The organism is Sphingomonas sp., assembly GCF_024508665.1.
Lineage (GTDB): Bacteria > Pseudomonadota > Alphaproteobacteria > Sphingomonadales > Sphingomonadaceae > Sphingomonas.
On sequence record NZ_JANINP010000006.1, the window covers coordinates 63,598 to 84,152 of the forward strand.

At 65.9% G+C, this 20,555-nt stretch carries 20 protein-coding genes; 10 read left to right on the plus strand and 10 right to left on the minus strand.

The window, feature by feature from the left end; translation table 11 throughout:
• The first annotated feature begins 2 nt into the window (after positions 1-2).
• Positions 3-1,829 carry an ABC transporter ATP-binding protein/permease gene (locus tag Q0L25_RS09090; RefSeq protein WP_296613538.1) on the plus strand — a complete coding sequence of 609 codons (1,827 nt, stop codon included), beginning with the start codon at positions 3-5 and terminating at the stop codon, positions 1,827-1,829.
• A gap of 36 nt (positions 1,830-1,865) precedes the next feature.
• Entirely contained in the window at positions 1,866-2,732 is an 867-nt protein-coding gene (locus Q0L25_RS09095) for an alpha/beta hydrolase-fold protein (protein WP_296613540.1), read from the plus strand.
• A gap of 405 nt (positions 2,733-3,137) precedes the next feature.
• Here the strand turns inward: Q0L25_RS09095 and Q0L25_RS09100 are convergent, their stop codons facing one another.
• The 7 genes from Q0L25_RS09100 to Q0L25_RS09130 form a co-directional block, all read right to left on the minus strand.
• Entirely contained in the window at positions 3,138-4,205 is a 1,068-nt protein-coding gene (locus Q0L25_RS09100; RefSeq protein WP_296613541.1) for a GGDEF domain-containing protein, read from the minus strand.
• 369 nt (positions 4,206-4,574) lie between these two features.
• Positions 4,575-5,126: a peroxiredoxin gene (locus tag Q0L25_RS09105; protein WP_066827766.1), complete on the minus strand. Its 552-nt coding sequence runs from the start codon at positions 5,124-5,126 to the stop codon at positions 4,575-4,577.
• 109 nt (positions 5,127-5,235) lie between these two features.
• Positions 5,236-6,033: a hypothetical protein gene (locus Q0L25_RS09110; protein ID WP_296613545.1), complete on the minus strand. Its 798-nt coding sequence runs from the start codon at positions 6,031-6,033 to the stop codon at positions 5,236-5,238.
• Positions 6,034-6,036: 3 nt separating this feature from the next.
• Positions 6,037-7,839 carry a succinate dehydrogenase flavoprotein subunit gene (gene sdhA / locus Q0L25_RS09115; protein WP_296613547.1) on the minus strand — a complete coding sequence of 601 codons (1,803 nt, stop codon included), beginning with the start codon at positions 7,837-7,839 and terminating at the stop codon, positions 6,037-6,039.
• A complete protein-coding gene (gene sdhD, locus Q0L25_RS09120) occupies positions 7,839-8,219 on the minus strand; it encodes a succinate dehydrogenase, hydrophobic membrane anchor protein (RefSeq protein ID WP_296613548.1) in 381 nt (126 codons plus the stop codon). The genes sdhA and sdhD overlap by 1 nt, the downstream gene beginning before the upstream one ends.
• Positions 8,219-8,647: a succinate dehydrogenase, cytochrome b556 subunit gene (gene sdhC, locus Q0L25_RS09125; protein WP_296613550.1), complete on the minus strand. Its 429-nt coding sequence runs from the start codon at positions 8,645-8,647 to the stop codon at positions 8,219-8,221. Before sdhC ends, sdhD begins: the two co-directional genes overlap by 1 nt.
• 242 nt (positions 8,648-8,889) lie before the next feature.
• A complete protein-coding gene (locus tag Q0L25_RS09130; RefSeq protein ID WP_296613551.1) occupies positions 8,890-9,246 on the minus strand; it encodes an endonuclease domain-containing protein in 357 nt (118 codons plus the stop codon).
• 186 nt (positions 9,247-9,432) lie between these two features.
• Between Q0L25_RS09130 and Q0L25_RS09135 the strand changes: the two genes are divergently transcribed.
• From Q0L25_RS09135 to Q0L25_RS09155, 5 genes are all read left to right on the plus strand, one after another.
• On the plus strand, positions 9,433-10,791 hold the full coding sequence (locus Q0L25_RS09135; protein WP_296613552.1) for a methyl-accepting chemotaxis protein: 1,359 nt from the start codon (positions 9,433-9,435) through the stop codon (positions 10,789-10,791).
• A 17-nt stretch (positions 10,792-10,808) separates the two neighbouring features.
• The gene (locus Q0L25_RS09140; protein WP_296613554.1) at positions 10,809-12,173 is read left to right on the plus strand and encodes a methyl-accepting chemotaxis protein; all 1,365 of its coding nucleotides are present in this window, start codon (positions 10,809-10,811) and stop codon (positions 12,171-12,173) included.
• A 211-nt stretch (positions 12,174-12,384) separates the two neighbouring features.
• Positions 12,385-13,083, plus strand: coding sequence for an SDR family NAD(P)-dependent oxidoreductase (locus Q0L25_RS09145; RefSeq protein ID WP_296613555.1), 699 nt, complete (start codon positions 12,385-12,387; stop codon positions 13,081-13,083).
• Positions 13,073-14,026 carry a 50S ribosomal protein L11 methyltransferase gene (locus Q0L25_RS09150; RefSeq protein WP_296613557.1) on the plus strand — a complete coding sequence of 318 codons (954 nt, stop codon included), beginning with the start codon at positions 13,073-13,075 and terminating at the stop codon, positions 14,024-14,026. The genes Q0L25_RS09145 and Q0L25_RS09150 overlap by 11 nt, the downstream gene beginning before the upstream one ends.
• Positions 14,027-14,045: 19 nt before the next feature.
• On the plus strand, positions 14,046-14,357 hold the full coding sequence (locus Q0L25_RS09155) for a hypothetical protein (protein WP_296613559.1): 312 nt from the start codon (positions 14,046-14,048) through the stop codon (positions 14,355-14,357).
• A 51-nt stretch (positions 14,358-14,408) separates the two neighbouring features.
• Here the strand turns inward: Q0L25_RS09155 and phhA are convergent, their stop codons facing one another.
• Positions 14,409-15,290 (minus strand): phenylalanine 4-monooxygenase, encoded by an 882-nt coding sequence (phhA, locus tag Q0L25_RS09160; protein ID WP_296613560.1) that lies wholly within the window; start codon positions 15,288-15,290, stop codon positions 14,409-14,411.
• 23 nt (positions 15,291-15,313) lie between these two features.
• Here phhA and Q0L25_RS09165 point away from each other — a divergent pair, with 23 nt between their 5' ends.
• Both Q0L25_RS09165 and Q0L25_RS09170 read left to right on the plus strand, forming a co-directional pair.
• Positions 15,314-15,985, plus strand: a complete 672-nt coding sequence (locus Q0L25_RS09165; protein WP_296613563.1) for a TIGR02117 family protein — start codon at positions 15,314-15,316, stop codon at positions 15,983-15,985.
• The gene (locus tag Q0L25_RS09170) at positions 15,946-16,668 is read left to right on the plus strand and encodes an alpha/beta fold hydrolase (RefSeq protein ID WP_296613565.1); all 723 of its coding nucleotides are present in this window, start codon (positions 15,946-15,948) and stop codon (positions 16,666-16,668) included. Before Q0L25_RS09165 ends, Q0L25_RS09170 begins: the two co-directional genes overlap by 40 nt.
• Positions 16,669-16,711: 43 nt before the next feature.
• Here the strand turns inward: Q0L25_RS09170 and Q0L25_RS09175 are convergent, their stop codons facing one another.
• Together Q0L25_RS09175 and Q0L25_RS09180 are read right to left on the minus strand one after the other, a co-directional pair.
• Entirely contained in the window at positions 16,712-17,005 is a 294-nt protein-coding gene (locus Q0L25_RS09175; protein ID WP_296615651.1) for a hypothetical protein, read from the minus strand.
• A gap of 16 nt (positions 17,006-17,021) precedes the next feature.
• Positions 17,022-18,041, minus strand: a complete 1,020-nt coding sequence (locus Q0L25_RS09180) for a glycerophosphodiester phosphodiesterase (protein WP_296615653.1) — start codon at positions 18,039-18,041, stop codon at positions 17,022-17,024.
• Positions 18,042-18,173: 132 nt separating this feature from the next.
• Between Q0L25_RS09180 and Q0L25_RS09185 the strand changes: the two genes are divergently transcribed.
• Entirely contained in the window at positions 18,174-20,378 is a 2,205-nt protein-coding gene (locus Q0L25_RS09185; RefSeq protein ID WP_296613567.1) for a xanthine dehydrogenase family protein molybdopterin-binding subunit, read from the plus strand.
• Positions 20,379-20,555: the final 177 nt, after the last annotated feature.

A 20,555-nucleotide genomic window follows, 5' to 3' on the forward strand; every position in this document is an offset into this window, starting at 1 on the left:
CGATGCCGCCCGCCGAACTTCCGCCGACCAAGGATCGCCCGCTGATCCCGACGCTTCGGCGTTTCCTCCCCTATCTGTGGCCCGCCGATGCCCCCGGTCTGAAGCTGCGCATCGTCGTCGCGATGACCTTCGTCGTCCTGTCGAAGGTGGTGCAGGTCTATGTCACCGCTTATGCGCTTCGCTACGCGGTCAACGCGATGGCCGGGCGCAACGAATGGGGCGTCGCCAACGTCCCGCAATTCGTCATGCTGATGGTGATCGGCTATGCCGCCGGGCGGCTGTCGGGCGTCGTGTTCGACAATCTGCGCAACGTCGTGTTCGAGCGCGTCGGCCAGGAGGCGACCCGCCAGCTCGCCGCCACCGTGTTCCGCCACCTCCACCAATTGTCTCTTCGCTTCCACCTCGAACGGCGCACGGGCGCGGTGACCAAGGTCGTCGAGCGCGGCACCAAGAGCATCGACACGATGCTCTATTTCCTGCTGTTCAACATCGCGCCGACCCTGCTCGAACTCTGCTTCGTCATGCAGATCTTCTGGTCGAATTTCGGCGTGTGGCTCGACGTGGCGACCTTGGTGATGATCGTCGTCTATATCGGCTTCACCCGCGTGGTGACCGACTGGCGCAATGCATTGCGCACGCGGATGAACGACCTCGACACCGGCGCGGTGGCACACGCGGTCGACTCGCTGCTCAACTTCGAGACGGTCAAATATTTCGGTGCCGAGGAGCGCGAGGCGAGGCGCTACGAAGCCGCGGTCGGCGCCTATGCCAATGCCGCGGTCAAGAGCGAGAACAGCCTTGCCTGGCTCAATATCGGCCAGGCCCTGGTCACCAATTTGATGCTCGGCGGCGGGATGGTGTTCATCGCCTGGGGCTGGGCGCATGGTCGTTTCTCGCCCGGCGACGTCGTGTTCGTCTCGACCTTGCTGACCCAGTTGTTCCGGCCGCTCGACCTGCTCGGCATGGTCTATCGCACGATCCGGCAGGGCGTGGTCGACATGGCGGCGATGTTCGACTTGCTCGATACCGGCGCCGAAATCGTCGACGCGCCCGACGCGCAGCCGCTCAAGATCGACCGCGGCCATATCCGGTTCGAGGACGTGCATTTCGGCTATGAGCCGGGGCGCGACATCCTGAAAGGCATCGATCTCGATATCCCGGCAGGCAAGACGTTGGCAGTGGTCGGGCCGTCGGGCGCTGGCAAGTCGACGCTCGCGCGGCTGATGTACCGTTTCTACGATTTGACCGGCGGGCGGATCACGATCGACGACCAGGATATCGGCCACGTCACCCAGGCAAGCTTGCGCGCCGCGATCGGCATCGTCCCGCAGGACACGGTGCTGTTCAACGACACGATCGGCTACAATATCGCTTACGGCCGTGAAGGCGCGAACGAGGAAGACATCGTACGCGCCGCCAAGGGCGCGGCGATCTCAAGCTTCATCGAGCGCCAGCCCGATCAGTACGAAACCCGGGTCGGCGAACGTGGTCTGAAATTGTCGGGCGGCGAGAAGCAGCGCGTGGCGATCGCGCGCACCCTGCTCAAGGACCCGCCGATCCTGATCCTGGACGAAGCGACCAGCGCACTCGACAGCCGCACCGAGGCCGAGATCCTGGGCACGCTCCAGGCTATCGAACGCGGGCGCACGACGATCGTCATCGCCCACCGCCTGTCGACCGTGGTCCATGCCGACCAGATCGTCGTGCTCGAAAACGGCCTGGTCGCCGAGCGCGGCACCCATGCCGAATTGCTGCGCAAGAACGGCCTCTACGCCGATATGTGGGCACGCCAGGCACAGGAACGCCAGGAAGCGCTGGCAGCGGAATAGGTTGACGGGAACGACGGCCAGGCGATCAATGCGCCTATGATCCGCCTGATCCTCGCGTTCGTCCTTGCGCTCGTCGCAAGCCCGGCCCTCGCCGATCCGGCGGACGGACTGCAGCCGCCGATCACCGTCCAGTCGAAATTCGTTCCCGCGCGGACCGTGCAGGTCTGGCTGCCGCCCGGCTACGCCACATCGAAGCGGCGCTATCCGGTGCTCTATCTGCATGACGGACAGAATGTGTACGACACGCCGTCGCCCTTTTCGGGCAAGAGCTGGGAAGTGCATCGCGCGCTCGATCGGTTGATCGCGGCGAACAAGGTGCGGCCGGCGATCCTGGTCGCGGTGTGGAATAATGACAACCGGCTGGGCGAATATATGCCGCAGGCCGCTGTGCCGGCGGCGGGTACGAAGGGCGACCCGGGTTCGGCCGACCTGTTCAAAAAGCTACCGGTCGAGCGCGCCAGGATTGTCGGCGACGCCTATGTCCGGTTCCTCGCCACCGAGCTCAAGCCGTTGATCGACCGCCGCTACCGCACGTTACGCGGCGCCCAAAACGCCATGCTGATGGGATCGAGCATGGGCGGGCTGATCTCGGCTTATGCAGTGGTCCGCTATCCCAGGATCTTCGGCGCGGCGGCGTGCCTGTCGACCTCCTGGCCGATCGGCGACGGCTTTGCCGAACGCTGGTTCGAGGCGCATCTGCCGCCCCGGACCGCGCGGCTCTATTTCGATTATGGCACCGGGACCAATGACGGATCGATCGAGCCGTACCAGCGCAAGCTCGACGCCGCGGCGGGATCGCGTGGCGGTGCCTGGGTCAGCCGGGCGTTTCCGGGTGCCGAGCATAGCGAACGCGCCTGGCAGGCACGGGTCGCAATTCCGCTGACCTTCCTGCTCGGACGCTGAGGCAAAAAGAAGGGGCCGCTTCCCGGCCCCGGCGCGGCCGCCCTATCGCGGCCGCCGGTTGGCGAGCTGGCTTGCCTGACCCCCTCCCGCTCGCCGCGGAGGAGGTGCGTCCCGGTCAGGCGACCGGGACGAACGAGGTGGCGGCGTTGACGAGAACCATGGTGCAAACGAGCGCGCTGAACACCGAAACCGCAACCTGCTGAGCCGAAGCGAAACGTACCGACATGATCTTAACTCCCTATCTTGGATGGCTATCGGACCATCCGACGACCATGCCGACACGATTGCAGGGAGTGTGCCAGTTTTATAAGTTATTGATTATAGGACATTTGAAATTTTCGAAAAGCGATAAGTGGCGCTTTTCACGTATCCGGATCGGCTATTTCTGCCACATGTCGGCAAAAATCACCGATCCGATTGGATACAATTGCGACCGTCTTCCTTGGCGGCGTAGAGCAGGCGATCGGCGCGGCCCATGGCGGAGTTGATCGTGTCATCCGGCTCGACCAGCGTCAGCCCGGCGGAGAAGGTTACGGCCCCGAGTGGAGCGTCGGTTTCGCGCAGGCGGTAGCGTTTGGCGGCGACCGCTGCACGCGCGCCTTCGAGCGTGGATAGCGCGTCGTCAGGGCTCAGCCCAGTGAACATCACGACGAATTCCTCGCCGCCATAGCGCGCGACGAGATGCTCGTCGCAGCCCGTGCGCAACGCCTCGGCGATCGCCTTGAGCACGCGATCGCCGACCGCATGGCCGAACCGGTCATTGACCGACTTGAACTTGTCGACGTCGCAGATCGCGACGCAGACAGGGTCGCTGCTGGTCACGGCCGCGGCATAGGCATCTTCGAACGCGCGACGATTGGGCAGGCCGGTCAGCGGGTCGCGGCGCGCATCGTCGCGCGCCAGTTCGAGCTCGCGGCGGAGCCGGTCGGCCTCGTGCGTCGCTTCCTGCAGCCGGGCCTCGGCCGACGAGACGCGGTCGAGCATCGAGCTCGCCATGCGCACGACCTCGTCGATCGCGCTGGTATCGCGCGAGGCACGGATCGCATCGCGCGAGGCGCGCAAATCCTGGCCGAACCCGCGCGTATCGGCGTGCATCGCGCGCACCGTGTCGCCGAAATCCTCGACCTGCATCTGTGCCCGCGCGACCAGCGACTGCGCCTTGGTATTGTCTGCGACGACGGTGAGTTGCGGCGGCGAGGAGAGGTTGGGGGCCGAATCACCGCCGACACTTGCCGGAGCGCCCATCACCGCCCGGCCGCCAAGCTCTTCGATATCGCGCGAGCTCAGCCGCACGCCGCCGTCGGTGATCCGCGCGACCTCGGCCGCCAGCGGCCCGCGTTGATCGCTCAACACTTTGTGCGCAAATGCATAATGCACCGGGTCGACGCTCAGGCGGTGCCGCGCGAGGAATTCGCCGATCGCGGCATAGAGCCGATCCGACGCCTTGGATGAATTGTCTACGGCGCTCGCCACCGTCCGTTCCCCTTGCCAAAATCGCGCTTGGGCGACGGCATGGAGCTACAGGCGATAGGCTAAGATCGCGTTTTCGAACCTATCAGATAGGTAGTCGCTCGGGTACCGTCCGCTTCGGCGATATTCAGCGCATCCCAGTTTCCTCGAACCCCAGGATCGCATATGCATTGAACCACTGATAGGAGCCGGAACCGCCCAATCAGCATCGTCCGTCATGCCGGCCTTGTGCCGGCATCCACCGTGCCGCGCACCCAGCGGCCGTTGGCCAGGTACCACGGTGGATGCCGGGACGAGCCCCGCATGACGAAGAGGGAGGCGGAATCACCGTCAACTTCGAGCGCGTTTCTTGGGGCGAGCGCGCAGAACGCCCTATTTCAGCGCCTTGACCGCTTCGAGCGTCAGCTTGACGTGGTCGACGTAGGACAGGTCCGAATGGACGAACCGGATCTTGCCGTCGCGGCCGATCACATAGCTGGTGCGGTTGGTGATATCGCGCGCCTTGCCGGTCTTGGGATCGGTGAATTGCTTGCCGAGCGCGACATCATAAGCGCTGACGATGCGCGGCCCCGCGCTCGCCACCGGGAATTTGCCCGCGCATTTCTCGGTCGAGAATTTGACCAGCGTCGGCACGGCGTCGGTCGACATGCCGATCACGGTCGCACCGGCGGCCTTGAACTCGTCGATATGCTCGGAGAATTCGTGCGCCTCGGCATTGCAGCCCGACGTGTAGGCCGCCGGGAAGAAGTACAGCACGACCGGCCCCTTCTTGAGCTGATCGGCAAGATGCAGGCGGAAGACCTTGCCATTGATCGCGCCGCGCGTGGTGAAATCGGGCGCGGCGGCACCGGTCGACAGCGCCGCGACGGCGGGCATGGCGATCGCGGCGAGCGAAAGGGGAAGAAGGCGAAGCGGCAGGCGCATGGACGACTCTCCGAAGGACGTTGCTGGGGGCGGCAAGGCGAGCGTTTTCTAGACCTGTGGGGTGGCGGGCGCCAGCGCGGAGATGGCCGTCCCTCCCCGACAAGCTCCGTCAACGCCCGGCGAGAGTCGAAAGGCCGGTGGACACCAGCCGCCCTTCCCGGCGTGGCGCGAGAAGCGCCGCACGCGTGGCGGCTAACAAGTATGACGCGAGCACGGTCGGCAGGATCCACCCACTGGTCGTCGTGGGCAGACTGGCGATCCCGACCGCCGCCACTGACAGGATGAGCAAGGCGAACACGATCGTGACGAACCATGATCGCACCGGCCGCGTCCTATCCCATTGGTCGAGCGGCACCGGCAGCTTCCCGAACATCAGGGTCAACACGATTCCGGCAACCAGCAGGGCCGGGGTGATAACCAAGGTGGAATAGATCGATAGGGTAACGGGAATGCCCCAGGAATCGGCGCAGGCGGGAAGATACAGACGATAAGCGTCCGTCATGAAGCTGTAGGCGGTGACCACCTCTCCGAGCGCGATCACCGCTAGTCCCAGTACCAGGAATGGCCATCGCGCCGAAGGCGTGCGTAGCCATGGCCGTCCTTCTCCCGCGGTCCTCCGCAACGTCACAGCGAGGATCGCCAGTGCCGCCGCGCCGAGGATCAGGCCAAGACCCGTATCCTTCCAGGGATAATGCTCGGTGAAGAGCGCCTGATAGCGCGCTCCCGCGGCGTCATCGATCCGGGCATCCGCAGTGCACCATTGCGCATGAAGCCTGCCGGCTTCGGCCACGCTTGCCGAATAGATCGGCGTGGACACACCGCGCAGCGCCACACCGGCACCGACGAGCGCGGTCAGACCGCAACCGGCAAGGACCGCTCGAAACGATCGCGTGCCGGTCGCGTCCAATGGTCAGTACACCCGCTTCTTCGGCTTGATGTAGTCGACGTCGTCGGTCAGCGTGTAGTCGTGCACCGGGCGGTAATCGAGCGAGACGCTGCCGCCCTTGCCGCCCCAACCGTCGAACGTGGCGATGGTGTGCTTCATCCAGTTCGCGTCGTCGCGCTCGGGAAAATCCTCGTGCATGTGCGCGCCGCGGCTTTCCTTGCGGTTCGACGCGCCGCGAATCGTGACGACCGCCTGCCCGAGCAGATTGTCGAGCTCGAGCGTCTCGACCAGATCGGTGTTCCAGATCAGCGAGCGGTCGGTGATGCCGACATCGGCCAGCGATTTGTAGACCATATCCATATGCCCGACGCCTTCGTCGAGCAAAGCCGTGTCGCGGAACACCGCGCAATGCTTCTGCATCGTGCGCTGCATGTCGGCGCGGATCTCCGCGGTCGGCCGGGCGCCCTTGGCGTTGCGGAAATGGTCGAGACGCGCGATCGCCTGGTCGTCGGCGGCCTTGACCACGGTGCCGTGCTTCGAATCCTTGCGGATGATCTCGGCGATGCGCTTGCCGGTGGCGCGGCCGAACACGACGAGGTCGATCAGCGAGTTCGACCCCAGGCGGTTGGCGCCATGGACCGAAACGCAGGCCGCCTCGCCCACCGCGAAAAGGCCGGGGACGACCGCATCGGGATCGCCGTCCTTCAGGTGAACGACTTCGCCGTGATAGTTCGTCGGGATGCCGCCCATATTGTAATGCACGGTCGGCGTGACCGGCAGCGGCTGGCGGGTCAGGTCGACGCCGGCGAAGATCTTGCCGGTCTCGGTGATGCCGGGCAGCCGCTCGTGCAGCACCTTGGGATCGATATGATCCAGATGCAGGTAGATATGGTCCTTGTTGGCGCCGACGCCGCGGCCTTCGCGGATCTCGGCGGCCATCGAGCGCGCGACGACGTCACGGCTGGCGAGGTCCTTGGCCGAGGGAGCATAGCGCTCCATGAAGCGCTCGCCTTCGCTATTGGTCAGATAGCCGCCCTCACCGCGCGCGCCCTCGGTGATGAGGACGCCGGCGCCGTAGATGCCGGTCGGGTGGAACTGGACGAACTCCATGTCCTGCAGCGGCAATCCCGCGCGCAGCACCATGCCGCCGCCGTCGCCGGTGCAGGTATGGGCGCTGGTCGCCGACTGATAGACGCGGCCGTATCCGCCGGTCGCCAGCACCGTCGCATGGCTGCGGAAGCGATGGATCGAGCCGTCTTCCATGCAGAGCGCGATCACGCCCTTGCACTCGCCGCCTTCCATGATGAGGTCGAGCGCGAAATATTCGATGTAGAAATCGGCGTCATACTTCAGGCTCTGCTGATAGAGCGCGTGGAGCATGGCGTGGCCGGTGCGGTCGGCCGCGGCGCAGGTGCGCTGCGCGGGCGGGCCCTCGCCCATATTCTGCATCATGCCGCCGAACGGGCGCTGATAGATCTTGCCCGCCTCGGTCCGGCTGAACGGCACGCCGGCATGTTCGAGCTCGTAGACCGCGGCGGGCGCCTCGCGCACCATATATTCGATCGCGTCCTGGTCGCCGAGCCAGTCGGAGCCCTTGACGGTATCGAACATGTGCCAGGTCCAGTGATCCGGACCCATATTGCCCAGGCTGGCGGCGATACCGCCCTGCGCCGCGACGGTGTGGCTGCGCGTCGGGAACACCTTGGTGATGCAGGCGGTCTTGAGCCCGCTTTCGGCGACACCCATGGTCGCGCGCAGCCCGGAGCCGCCCGCGCCCACCACGACGGCGTCATAGGTGTGGTCGATGATCTTGTAGCTGTCGCTCATTACGCCCCCGCCAGCGCCGCGCGCAGGATCGAGAAAATGGCGGTGACCGCGATCACCGCGAGGAAGAATTCGATGAGGACGAGCGCCACGACGCGGCTCTCATTTTCCTGATAATCCTCGATCAGCACCTGCAGGCCGAGCCGCGCGTGCCAGCAGACCGAGATGACCAGCAATATCAGCGGCACCGCGACCCAGGCCGAGCCGATCCAGGCATGGACGCTGTCATAATCGAAGCCGGTCAGACGCGTCAGCGAGATCAGGAACCAGACCAGCAGCAACAGGTTCGATCCCGCGGTGATGCGTTGGCGCCACCAATGATGCGCGCCTTCCTTGGCGCTGCCGAGACCGCGGACGCGGCCGAGTTCGGTGCCCTGGCCCATTATTTGGCGACTCCGAGGATGACGTCCTTGAGCAGCACGCCCCAGAACAGGATGGTGAGCAGGACCGACGCGACGATGGTCAGGATCGATCCCGTCTTGTTGGCCTTGAGCTCGAAATTCGCGCCGGCATCGAGGAAGAAGTGGCGGATGCCGCTCATCATATGCTGGAACAGCGACCAGGTGAGCCCGACGCCCAGCACGTATCCCAGGATGCTCCAATAGCCGCCCGAGAACCAGGACACGAACCAGTCGTAACTTTCCTTGCCGCCGCCAAGCGCCGCCAGCCAGCAGGTGAACAGCAGCGCGCCGACCACGGCGAGACCGTCGCCGGTGGCGCGGTGCAGGATCGACACCAGCATGTGCGGGCCCCACCGATAATGCGACAGGTGGGGCGAAATCGGGCGGTCGGGTTTGGACGGCGTGGCCAAGTAAAGTCCCCTGCGAAAGCGCTGCGCCCTCTTAGCCCCGGAGCGTGGGGATGCAAGGGTTGGGCTAACACCTAAATCTTCGATCGGGTCGATGAGAAAGAAGAAGAAAGAAGACCCTCACCCAACCCTCTCCCGTAAACGGGAGAGGGCTAGTAGGACTCGTTGCGACGGAAGCGGACTATTTCCCCTCTCCCGCTTGCGGGAGAGGGAGGGGCCCGCGAAGCGGGAGGGTGAGGGTCTTCTTATTCTTCTCGAGTCCGCCGGACCAGCGCCTCGCGAACGATGTGGATGACGCCGTCCAGGTTGCTCAAGACGTCGTTGTTCCAGAAACGGAGGATCTCGAATCCATTGGATTCCAGGAAGGCGGTGCGTTTGGCGTCGCGGGCTTCGTCATGCTGCCCACCGTCGATCTCGACGATCAGCATCGCATCGAGACAAGCGAAGTCCGCGACGTACGGCAGCAGGCTGTGTTGGAAACGGAGCTTGAACCCGTCGATCTGGCGGTTGCGGACGGCTTGCCAGAATTTCTCCTCCGCATCCGTTCGGTTACGACGGAGTTGCGAGGCGTGGTGACTGATCTGGCGTCGGACTGCCGGCATGCTTTGGATTTTAGAAGGAAGAAGACCCTCACCCAACCCTCTCCCGCGCGCGGGTGAGGGCTATCGGCTCCATTTTGGCGCCAGTTCCCCAGCCCCATCCTAACCCCGCTTTAACCAAGTCGACGCTAGCTCTCGTCGCCAACCGGCCAATCCCCTCCCAGCGGCCGGTAAGGCGGAGAAAAATCGTTGAGCACGCATGACTTGCCCGTCCCCGGCACCATCGCCGCGAAGATCGACCTTCGCGCGCGGTTGAGGGTGTTCGATTTCGACGGCACGCTGGCGTCCGCGAGCCGCGAGGCCTGGGCCGTCCTCGAGCCCGAAATTCACGCCATTTCAGAAGCCTATTGGCAACAATGGCTGCGCTGTTTCGCCGACGAGCGGATCTGGGCGACGCACGAGACGCAGAAGATGATCGACATCGGCTGCGACTTCCTCCGCAACCGCTTCCTCGACACGTCGGGCCGCGCCTGGATCGAATCGATCGAGCGCTCGGTCGCCGCGGCCTTTTCCGCCGACGTGTCCCCGATGGCGTTGCTGTCGATGATCTCCGCCAGCGACCGCGCCGCTCTGGGCGTGATGGTGGCCCGAGTCGATCGCGACGATCCCCGGCTGCCGATGCTGCTCGACACCTTGATGCGTCTGTCGGCGCTCGAAGGCGAGATCACCGTCGACATCTACAATTCCTATCGCGAACATCAGGCGCAGATCGCGCGCGACCGGCTGTCGGCCGAATTCCGCGACGGCATCGCCGCGATGGTCGAACGCGCCACCAGCGAGGGCGTGACCCTGCGCGACCAGGCGGCACGCAGTTCGGGATCAGCGCGCGGCATGATCGACAAGACCGCCGAAGTGGCGGCGGCGGCCGAGCAATCGGCGGTGGCGATGCGCGAGGCGGCACAGACCGCGGCTGGGCTGATCCGCGCGATCGAGGACGCCCGGACCGAGGTCGAGGCGGCCGCCGAGATTGCCACCCGTGCCAGTTCGCAGGCAGGCCAGGCGGTCGAGACCAGCGGCGCGCTCAGCGATCACGCCAAGTCGATCGAATCGATCCTGGGGCTGATCCGCGACATTGCCGGGCAGACCAACCTGCTCGCGCTCAACGCGACGATCGAGGCGGCGCGCGCCGGCGATGCCGGCCGCGGCTTCGCGGTGGTGGCGCAGGAAGTGAAGAGCCTGGCCAACCAGACCGCGCGCGCGACCGACGACATCGCCGCGAAGATCGCCGCGATCCAGTCCGCGACCCGATCGACCGTCGAAACCAATGCGTCGATCAAGACTACGGTCGCCGAAGTGCAGGAAAGCGCCAACCGCATCCGCTTCGCGATGGAAGCGCAGGCGCAGACGGTGACCGCGATCACGGCCGCGGTCGACGAAACCGCGCTTGCCGCCGATTCGATGTCGAACACCATCGCCACGATCCGCGAGGACACCGAAGCCGTCGCCAACGAGATCGACGGCGTCGGCAAGGGATTCGATTCGCTCGACGGTCAGCTCGGGCAGCTCAAAGCCAGCGCCAGCGACTTCGTCGCCAAGGTCGCGGCATGAATCCATGGGAGGAAAACGTGGGAGATACTCCGCCGGTCGTCTGGCCCGACGATTTGAGAGCAGCGCTCAAGCGTGACCTTCCCCCGTTCGACTGGGATGGCCAGGTCGGGCCGATCTGCGCGGAGATCGTGCCGATCATCGAGCCGCATTACGAGAGCATCTGCCGCGTCTTCTGGGATCATTATGTCGCGCATCCCGCGACCGCGCATGTCCGCGCCTATTACACGCCGGAGAAGTTCGCCGCGCAGGTCGCGGGCAGCGCCGCCTATATGCGCGCCAAGTTCGAGCATCCGCTCGGCCGCGAATGGAAGGCAATGGCCTGCGCCCATGCTCGCGACGCGGACCAAGCCGGCGTCCCGCTCGCTCCGTTGCTTTCGTCGCTCGCCGCAGCGCACCAGGCAACGTTCCTCGTCGTCGGCGAAGCCTGCGCCCAGGACGGCGCGCGCATGGCGCGTTATGCCGATGTGATGCAGCGCGTGTCGCTGGTCGAAGCGCATCTGCTGACCAGCTATGTCAGCCATCTGGTCAGCACCCGCGCGCAGGAAGCACGGCTGGAAAGCTCGCAGAAATTCCGCGAGTCGATCGCCGCGTCGATCGAAGGCACTGCGCAACTCGGCAACAAGATTCGCGGCCAAGCCGCGCGCACCTCCAATTCGGCGCAGGGCATGCTCGACAAGACCGCGGAAGTGGCGGCGGCGGCCGAGCAATCGGCGGTGGCGATGCGCGAGGCCGCGCAGACCGCGGCTGGGCTGATCCGCGCGATCGAGGACGCCCGGACCGAGGTCGAGGCGGCCGCCGAGATTGCCACCCGTGCCAGTTCGCAGGCAGGCCAGGCGGTCGAGACCAGCGGCGCGCTCAGCGATCACGCCAAGTCGATCGAATCGATCCTGGGGCTGATCCGCGACATTGCCGGGCAGACCAACCTGCTCGCGCTCAACGCGACGATCGAGGCGGCGCGCGCCGGCGATGCCGGCCGCGGCTTCGCGGTGGTGGCGCAGGAAGTGAAGAGCCTGGCCAACCAGACCGCGCGCGCGACCGACGACATCGCCGCGAAGATCGCCGCGATCCAGTCCGCGACCCGATCGACCGTCGAAACCAATGCGTCGATCAAGACTACGGTCGCCGAAGTGCAGGAAAGCGCCAACCGCATCCGCTTCGCGATGGAAGCGCAGGCGCAGACGGTGACCGCGATCACGGCCGCGGTCGACGAAACCGCGCTTGCCGCCGATTCGATGTCGAACACCATCGCCACGATCCGTGAGGACACCGAAGCCGTCGCCAGCGAAATGGGCGCTCTGGCGAGCGACGTCAGCGATGTCGACGACCGGCTGGGCGGGCTGAAGGACGCGGCCGACCAGTTTTCGACCAGCGTGGCCGCGTAGGACTCTAAATTCCTCCCCACTTTGTGGGGAGGGGGACCACGCGACGCAGTCGCGTGGTGGAGGGGGGGCGCCACTCCGGACTCGCTCGCCGCACTCCCCCTCCACCACCGCCTTCGGCGGCGGTCCCCCTCCCCGTAAACGGGGAGGATCTGAGTCACCCCCCTCTTCCGAGGCATTGCCGGCCTCCCCGACACCCCGTAATCGCGGGCGCATGACCAATATCCTCCTGACCGGCAGCAGCCGGGGCATCGGCGCGGCGATCGCCGACAGGCTCTCCGCCCAAGCCGGCATCCGGCTGGTCGGCCATGGCACCGCCAGCGGCATTGCCGCCGATTTCGCCGACCCGGCCGGTCCGCGCTTATTGTGGGACAAGGCGCTCGCCGAACTCGGCAGTATCGATGTCGTGATCAACAATGCCGGGATATTCGAGGATAACCCGATCGACCGGTCCGACGACGAGTGGGTCGCCGGCTGGGAGCGCACGATGCGGATCAACCTGACCGCCAGCGCCGAATTGTGCCGCTTCGCGGTCCGGCATTGGCAGGAGCGCCAGTCGGGCGGGCGTATCGTCAACGTCGCCAGCCGCGCCGCCTATCGCGGCGACAGCCCCAATCACTGGCATTATGCCGCGTCCAAGGCGGGCATGGTAGCGATGACCAAGTCGATCGCGCGCGGATATGCCGCCCAGGGCATCCTGGCCTTCGCGGTCTGCCCCGGCTTTACCATGACCGGCATGGCCGAGGACTATCTGTCGAGCCGCGGCGGCGACAAATTGCTTGCCGACATCCCGCTCGGCCGCGTCGCCGACCCTGAGGAAGTCGCCAACGCCGCCGCCTATCTCGCGACCTCCGCGCCGTCATCGATGACCGGCGCGGTGATCGACGTGAACGGGGCGAGCTATGTCCGCTGAGGCGGAGCGCAGGATCGACAGCTGGCGGCTGACCCTGCCCTGTACGCGTGCCGAGGCCGAGGCGATCGATGCCGCCGAGATCGCGATCGACGCGGTGCTGATGACTACGGAGGAGGTCGAGGACGATGTCGAGCGCTGGCGGCTCGACGCCTATAGCGAGGCCAAGCCCGACGCGGCGACGATCGCGGCGATCCGCGCTTTGGTGCCGAGCGCGGCCGAGGTCGAGCCGGCAATCGAGCCGCTGTACGACGAGGATTGGGTGACCCTGAGCCAGGCCGGGCTCGAGCCGATCCGCGAGGGGCGCTTCGTCGTCCATACCAGCGCGCACCCGATCGATCCGCCCGCGGGAGGCCGCGCCTTCCTGATCGATGCCGGGCGCGCATTCGGCACCGGGCACCACGCCACGACCTCCGGCTGCCTGGCGATGCTCGACGCAATGGCGGAGCGGCGCTTCACCAATATCATCGATGTCGGCACCGGCACCGGCCTGCTCGCTTTCGCCGCGCGGCATTTGTGGCCCGAGGCGCGAATCCTGGCGACCGATATCGACCCGATGGCGATCGAGGTAACGCGCGAGAATGCCGAGGCCAACGCGGTAACAGGCATTGACCTGATCGTTGCGGACGGCGCGCTCGACGACGCGATCACCGCGGCCGCGCCTTATGATCTGATCATCGCCAATGTGCTCGCCGGGCCGCTCGTCTCGATGGCGCCGGAGCTCGCGGCGATCGCGACGCCGGGTGCGACGATCGTGCTCGCCGGCTTGCTCGAAACGCAGCGCGGCCAGGTGGTCGATGCCTATGCCGCTTGCGGTTGCACTCTGCTACAGACCGAGAGGCGTGGCGACTGGACGATCCTGAAGCTCGAAGCCGGCATGGTGCGCTATGTGCCGACCAAGCCGTTCGACCCAAAGGGCCGTGACGGCTGGGCATTGGACATCTGAGTTCTCGAAAGGGGGATTTATGACGCGTGCCTTCCCGCTGACGCTGGCCATGCTGATCCTTGCCGGATGCAGCGGCGGCGGTCCCGCCGGCAATTCGAGTTCGAGCTTCGACAAGGGATTCGTCGATTCGTTCCGGCCGAAGTTCATCGCCGAGTGCCAGGCGGGTGCGCAGAAGACGTCGGGCACGACCAAGGACTTTTCCGTCGTGTGCGGCTGCGTCGCCGACAAGTTGATCGCCAACAAGAGCGTCGGCGAGTTGATGACCGGCCCGTCGCAGGAAGACACCAAGCGCTATGCCGACCAATGCTTCCGCGAGCATCCGGTCAGTTAGGCTGATCCGCTCAGCTTGACCCTCCCCGACGAAGGCCGGGGAAGCGTTGATTCAACCGACGATCGCCGGACCCTTGCCGCGGGCATAATCCTGCGTGCCGCGAGTGATCACGCGATCCTCCGGCAGGATTTCCGCGATGCGGATATCGGGCTGCGCCTTGAGCGTCTCGTAGAGCGGCGCGAAATCGGTCTCGACCGTCACGCGCAGCAATTCGTCGAAGCTGGGGATAACAAAATAATTCTGCTGGAAATCGTCGATCCGATACTCGGTCGCCATCACCCTCGCCAGGTCGAAGCCGATCCGGTTGGGGCTGGGGTCGTCGAGCGCGAACTGGCTTTCGGCATAGCTCGACACGATGCCCGAACCATAGATGCGCAAGCCCTCGGGCTCGGCGATCAGGCCGAATTCGACCGTGTACCAATAGAGCCGGCCGAGATATTTGAGCGCGTCCAGGCCCAAGGCGCGCTGGCCGCCCTGGCCATAGACGGCAAGATAATCGGCGAACACGGGATCGGCGAGCATCGGCACGTGGCCGAACACGTCGTGGAAGACGTCGGGTTCCTGGAGATAATCGAGCTGGTCGGGGCGGCGGATGAAATTGCCCGCGACGAAGCGGCGATTGGCCATATGGTCGAAGAACACGTCGTCGGGAACGAGACCGGGAACGGCGACGACTTGCCATCCGGTCAGCTTCATCAGCCGCTCGGACAATTCCTCGAAATCGGGAATGCCGGGCTTGCTGAGCTTGAGCACGTCGAGCCCGCGCAGATAGGCTTCGGACGCACGGCCGGGCAGCAATTTCGCCTGGCGCGCGAAGAGCGTATCCCAGGTGGCGTGTTCCTCCGGCGTATAATGCTGCCAGTCCTGGGGAATCGTCCAGTCGGGCGCGGCACCCGGCGGCGGAGAATCGAGGACGTGCGTTTCCGTTTCCATTGAAACCATCTATCACGACGGCCGTGGGGAAAGAAATCCTGTCGCGCGCCGCGAGCGTCCTGGGCTGGGTCGGCCGATCGCTGATCCTCGTCATCCTGGCTTATGTCACGGCGGGGATGGTCGGCGGGTCGATCCCGGCCAATGCCGGCTGGACACCCCCGGCGCGGGGCGTGCGCATCCTGGTCGAGGATAACGGCATTCATACCGGGCTGGTCCTGCCGGTCCGCGCCGCCGGAATCGACTGGAGCCGGGATTTTCCGCCGGGCGACATCGCCGATCCGCGCTATGCCGGGTTTGGTTGGGTCGCGGTCGGCTGGGGCGACCGCGCTTTCTATGTCGAGACGCCGACCTGGAGCGACGTCCATCCGCTCACCGTCTTGCGCGCGGCGATCGGCAGTGCCCGCACCGTATTGCATGTCGAGCATGTCGACGAGCCGCCGCTTGCGCCGGGCACGCGCGCGATCCTGCTGAGCGAGGAGCAATATCGCCGGCTGGCCGGCTATATCCGCGCCTCGCGCGGGCCGGGTGGCAAGGTCGCGGGCGGATATGACGTCAACGACGTCTTTTACGACGCTCGCGGATCGTACGATGCGGTGCGGACATGCAACGAATGGACCGGTCGCGCGCTTAGAGCGGCGGGAGTGAGGATCGGCATATGGACCCCCTTTCCGATCGACGTGATGGCGTGGTTCTGACGCCGCCGAGCAAGGCGCAATGGGCGGCCGAATTGCCGCGCATGGTCGGCACGATCGCGCGCATTCCGGTCGAATGGCCCGAGCTGATGAAGGCGCCGGCGGGCGACGGGCGGCCGGTCATGCTGCTGCCCGGCCTGTTCAACTCGGACCGCTCTAATATCGTGATGAAGCGCTATCTGATCACGCTCGGCTATCGCGTCGAAGGCTGGCGGCTGGGGCGCAATCGCGGCGCCAAGGCGATCGGATCGGAAGGCGAGAAATTGCTCGCGCGGCTTGAGGCCTATCATTCAGACGCGGGCCAGCCGGTGACCTTGATCGGCGTCAGCCTGGGCGGGATCATGGCGCGGTTCCTGGCGCATCGCGCGCCGGACAAAGTACGCGAGGTGATCACCGTCAGCTCGCCCTTTGCCGGCGATCCGCATGCTACCAATGTCTGGCGCGCGTTCGAATGGCTGACCGGCGAAAAGGTCGATTCGCCCGACGTCGTCGCGCGCCGCGAGGAGATCGCGCGGCCGCTGCCGGTCCCGTCCACCGCGATCTGGTCGGCGAGCGACGGGCTGGTCAACGGCGCTTTGTGCCACGACCCGCAATGCCGCGAGGTCGAGATCGTCAGCAGCCATATGGGCGTGCAGATGCACCCGGACACGCTCCGCGCGATTGCGGGGGTATTGGGTGGGGAGTGATCTCCTTAGCCCCTCCCCTGAAAGGGAGGGGCTTAGAGACGACCTAGTCTCGCGCCCCCGGATCGCCCGCGCGGTAACCATCATACTGCCCGCATTGCGACGGGTCCTTCTTGCAGCGCTCCGCCGCTTTCTTGCGTTCGCGGCCTTCGCGCGCTTCCTGCTTGCGCATCTTGCGGCCGTAATTGCGGTCGGCTTCCGACTGGCTGGTCGTCGTCCAGTCGACGGCCTTGCCCGTCGCCTTGACCGGCAGGGTGACGACGTCGACTGCGGTCTTGGCGAGGCATCCGCCGGTCAGGAGCGGCAAGGTGGCTACCGCGGCGATCAGGATTGTACGCATCACTCGTCCCCAGGGGTCATTTGCCCGCGCCGGCCCGATAGGCTGCACGCGCTCTGACGCCAATTAGCGGAAAATCGGTGAAAAAGCCATCGATCCCCGCCGCGAGCTGGCGTCGGATTGCCGTGTCGACATCGCCATGCGCACGCGGGTTCAGGCCTTTCCTGAGCGCGGCGGGCAGGAAGAAATTCTCCGCGCGGAAGGTCCAGACATGGACGCGCAATCCGGCGGCATGGGCATCGGCGACCAGGGTCGACGGCTCGCCTTTGCCCTTGTCGACCATGTCCTTGTTGGGGCCGATCCCCCAGGCATAGGAGGCGACCGCCTTGAGGCCCGCGGGCGTGGTCATCGCGGCATAGCTGGGCGCGGCATTGTCGGCGGGACCTCCGCTTGAATCCATCAGCTGGATCAGGCGGATTTTGGTGATCGAATGGAGCAGCTTGAGATTGTTCACCTCGAAGCTCTGGATGAACACCGGCGCATCGGCCGAATCCCAGCCGGCCTGTTTGAGCTCGGCGACGAGCTGGCGTTCCATCGGCTTGCCGATCGAGGCGAAATAGGTCGGGTGCTTGGTTTCGGGATAGATGCCGATCGTCCGGCCGACCTCTTTCGACCGTTTCTTGGCGAGCGCGATGATCTCGGCGAGCGTCGGAATCTCGAACTTACCGTCATAAGCGGCGTTGGCCGGGCGCAATTGCGGCAGGCGTTCCTTGGCACGCAAGGTCTTCAGTTCGGCGAGAGTGAAATCCTCGGTGAACCAGCCGCTATGCTTCTCGCCATCGATCACCTTGGTCGTCTTGCGGGCGGCGAATTCGGGATGATCGGCGACGTCGGTGGTGCCGGTAATGTCGTTCTCATGCCGCGCGACGAAGACATTGTCCCTGGTCAGGACCAGATCCGGCTCGATGAAATCGGCGCCCTCGTCGATCGCGAGGTCATAACTCGCCAGCGTGTGTTCGGGACGTTCGCCGCTCGCACCGCGATGGCCGATGACGATGGGATCGGAGAGCGGCTTCATCGCCCCACCCTGCCCTGCCATCGCCGAAGATGCCAGTGCGGCGATGCCCAGCACCGTTACGGCGCGAATTCGCTTGAAAACCGTCATGCGCGACCCGATTCCTCTATCTGCAGACGCCCAGCCCTATCGGCGTTTTGTGACCGGGAGGCGACGATGAACGAGCATGCCATGGACGCCCCCTATCGGCCGGCCGCGCTCGACAACGGGCAGCAGGGGCTGATCGGCAAGGGCGTCGACCGCTATGAAGGCCCGCTCAAGGTCAGCGGCGCGGCGCCTTATGCGGTCGAGGGCGCGCCCGACGGCACGCTTTACGCCCATATCGTCGGGGCGGCGATCGGCGCCGGCAAGGTGCTGAGCATCGACACGAGCGCCGCCGAGGCAATGCAGGGCGTGGTCAAGGTGATCGCCGAGCATCCCGATTTCCCGTCGAGCGGCGGCAGCAGCCGCGAGCCGATGAGCGACTGGAGCGATGAAATCGATCATTTCGGCCAGCCGATCGCGTTGGTCGTCGCTGAGAGCCTGGAAGTCGCGCGCGACGCGGCGCTGACGGTGGCGATTACGTATGAAAGGCGCGAAGGCCGGTTCGATCCCGCCGAGCAGCCGGTGGTCGCCGACCATGGGATCGGCTTCCTGCCCAATATCGTGAAGGGCGATGCCGATGCGGCGATCGCCGCCGCGGACATCCGTTTCGACCAGACCTACACCACTCCGCCGCATTTCCCCGCCGCGCTCGAACCGCACGCGACCACGGCCTGGTGGGAAGGCGAGGATCTGGTGGTGCGCGCATCGCTGCAGGTACTGAACGGCGCGCGCGAGACGATCGCCAATCAGCTCGGCATCGACCAGGCGCGTGTCCGGGTGCTCGCGCCCTATGTCGGCGGCGGGTTCGGCGGCAAGACGGGGGTCGGACCGGAAACCATCCTGGCCGCCGTCGCGGCGCGCGAAATCGGCCGCCCGGTCAAGATCGCCCTGCCGCGCCGCCAGACCGCGGCTTTGGTCCATCATCGCGGCGACACGGTGCAGCGCATCCGCATCGGCTGCGATGCCGACGGCCATATCGCGGCTTTCGTGCATGACAGCGTGACGTCGCAAAAGCCCGACAAGACTTTCCTCGAGCCCGTCCATTTCGGCACCATCCCGCTTTATGCCGGGGAGAATCGCCGCCTGACCACAGCGCTCGCCGTGGTCGACTTGCCCTCTTCGGGCGCGGTGCGCGCGCCGGGCGAGGCGGTCGGGACCTTCGCGGTCGAATGCGCGATGGACGAACTGGCCGAGCAACTCGGCCTCGACCCGATCGAACTGCGCCGCCGCAACGAGCCCGAGACCGACCCGACCAGCGGCAAGCCGTTTTCGACCCGGCTGATGCTGCAATGCTATGACGAAGGGGCGCGGCGGTTCGGCTGGGACCAGCGCAACCCGGTGCCGGGCCAGAATCGCGACGGCGAATGGCTGATCGGCCATGGCATGGCGGCGGCGCTCCGCGGCAATTTCACCGTCAACAGCGAAGCGCGCGTGACGCTGACCGCCGAGGGCCGCGCGGTGCTCGAGACCGACATGACCGATATCGGCACCGGCACCTATACCGTGCTGGCGCAGGTCGCGGGCGAGATGCTCGGCCTGCCGGTATCGGCGATCGACGTGCGGCTGGGCGACAGCGACTTGCCGGTCAGCGCCGGATCGGGCGGATCGTTCGGCGCGGGAAGCTCGGGATCGGCGGTGGCGCTGGCCTGCGAGGACATCTTGGCCGAGCTCGCGCGGCGGATGAACGCGGCGCCCGAGGAATTGACGCTGAAGGACAATGTGGTCAGCGCCGGCGGACGGTCCTCGCCAATCGCCGACCTGGTCCGCGGCAAGCCGATCGTCGCCCACGGCAAGACCGGTCCCGGCCAGGTCAGCCGCCGCACCAGCCAGGCAAGCCATGGTGCGCAATTCGCCGAGGTCGCTGTCAACGCGGTCACCGGAGAGATCCGCGTGCGCCGGCTGATCGGCGTGTTCGATGTCGGCCGCGTGCTCAACGAGAAGACCGCGCGCAACCAGATGGTCGGCGGGATGATCTGGGGGATCGGTTACGCGCTGAGCGAGGAGGCGGTGGTCGACACTCGCACCGGCCAGTTCGTGAACCCCGATTTCGGCGAATATCATGTCGCCGTCCATGCCGACGCGCCGGCGGTCGAATGCCATTTCATCGAACAGGTCGACGACCAGGCCAATCCGGTCGGCGCCAAGGCGGTCGGGGAGTTGGGCATTTCCGGCGCGGGCGCGGCGGTGGCGAACGCGGTGTACAACGCGACCGGAGTGAGGGTGCGGGACTTTCCGATCACGCTCGACAAGCTGCTGCCGGGGTTGCCGCCGGTATGAGGGCGGCGAACTCGAATCCTCCCCAAGCTTGCTTGGGGAGGGGGACCGCCGGCGCAGCCGGTGGTGGAGGGGCCGCAGCCGCGCAGCGGCGAGGACGACTGAGTCCAAACGCCCCTCCACCAAGCTTCGCTTGGTCCCCCTCCCCGAGCAAGCTCGGGGAGGAATTGGGGAGTGACC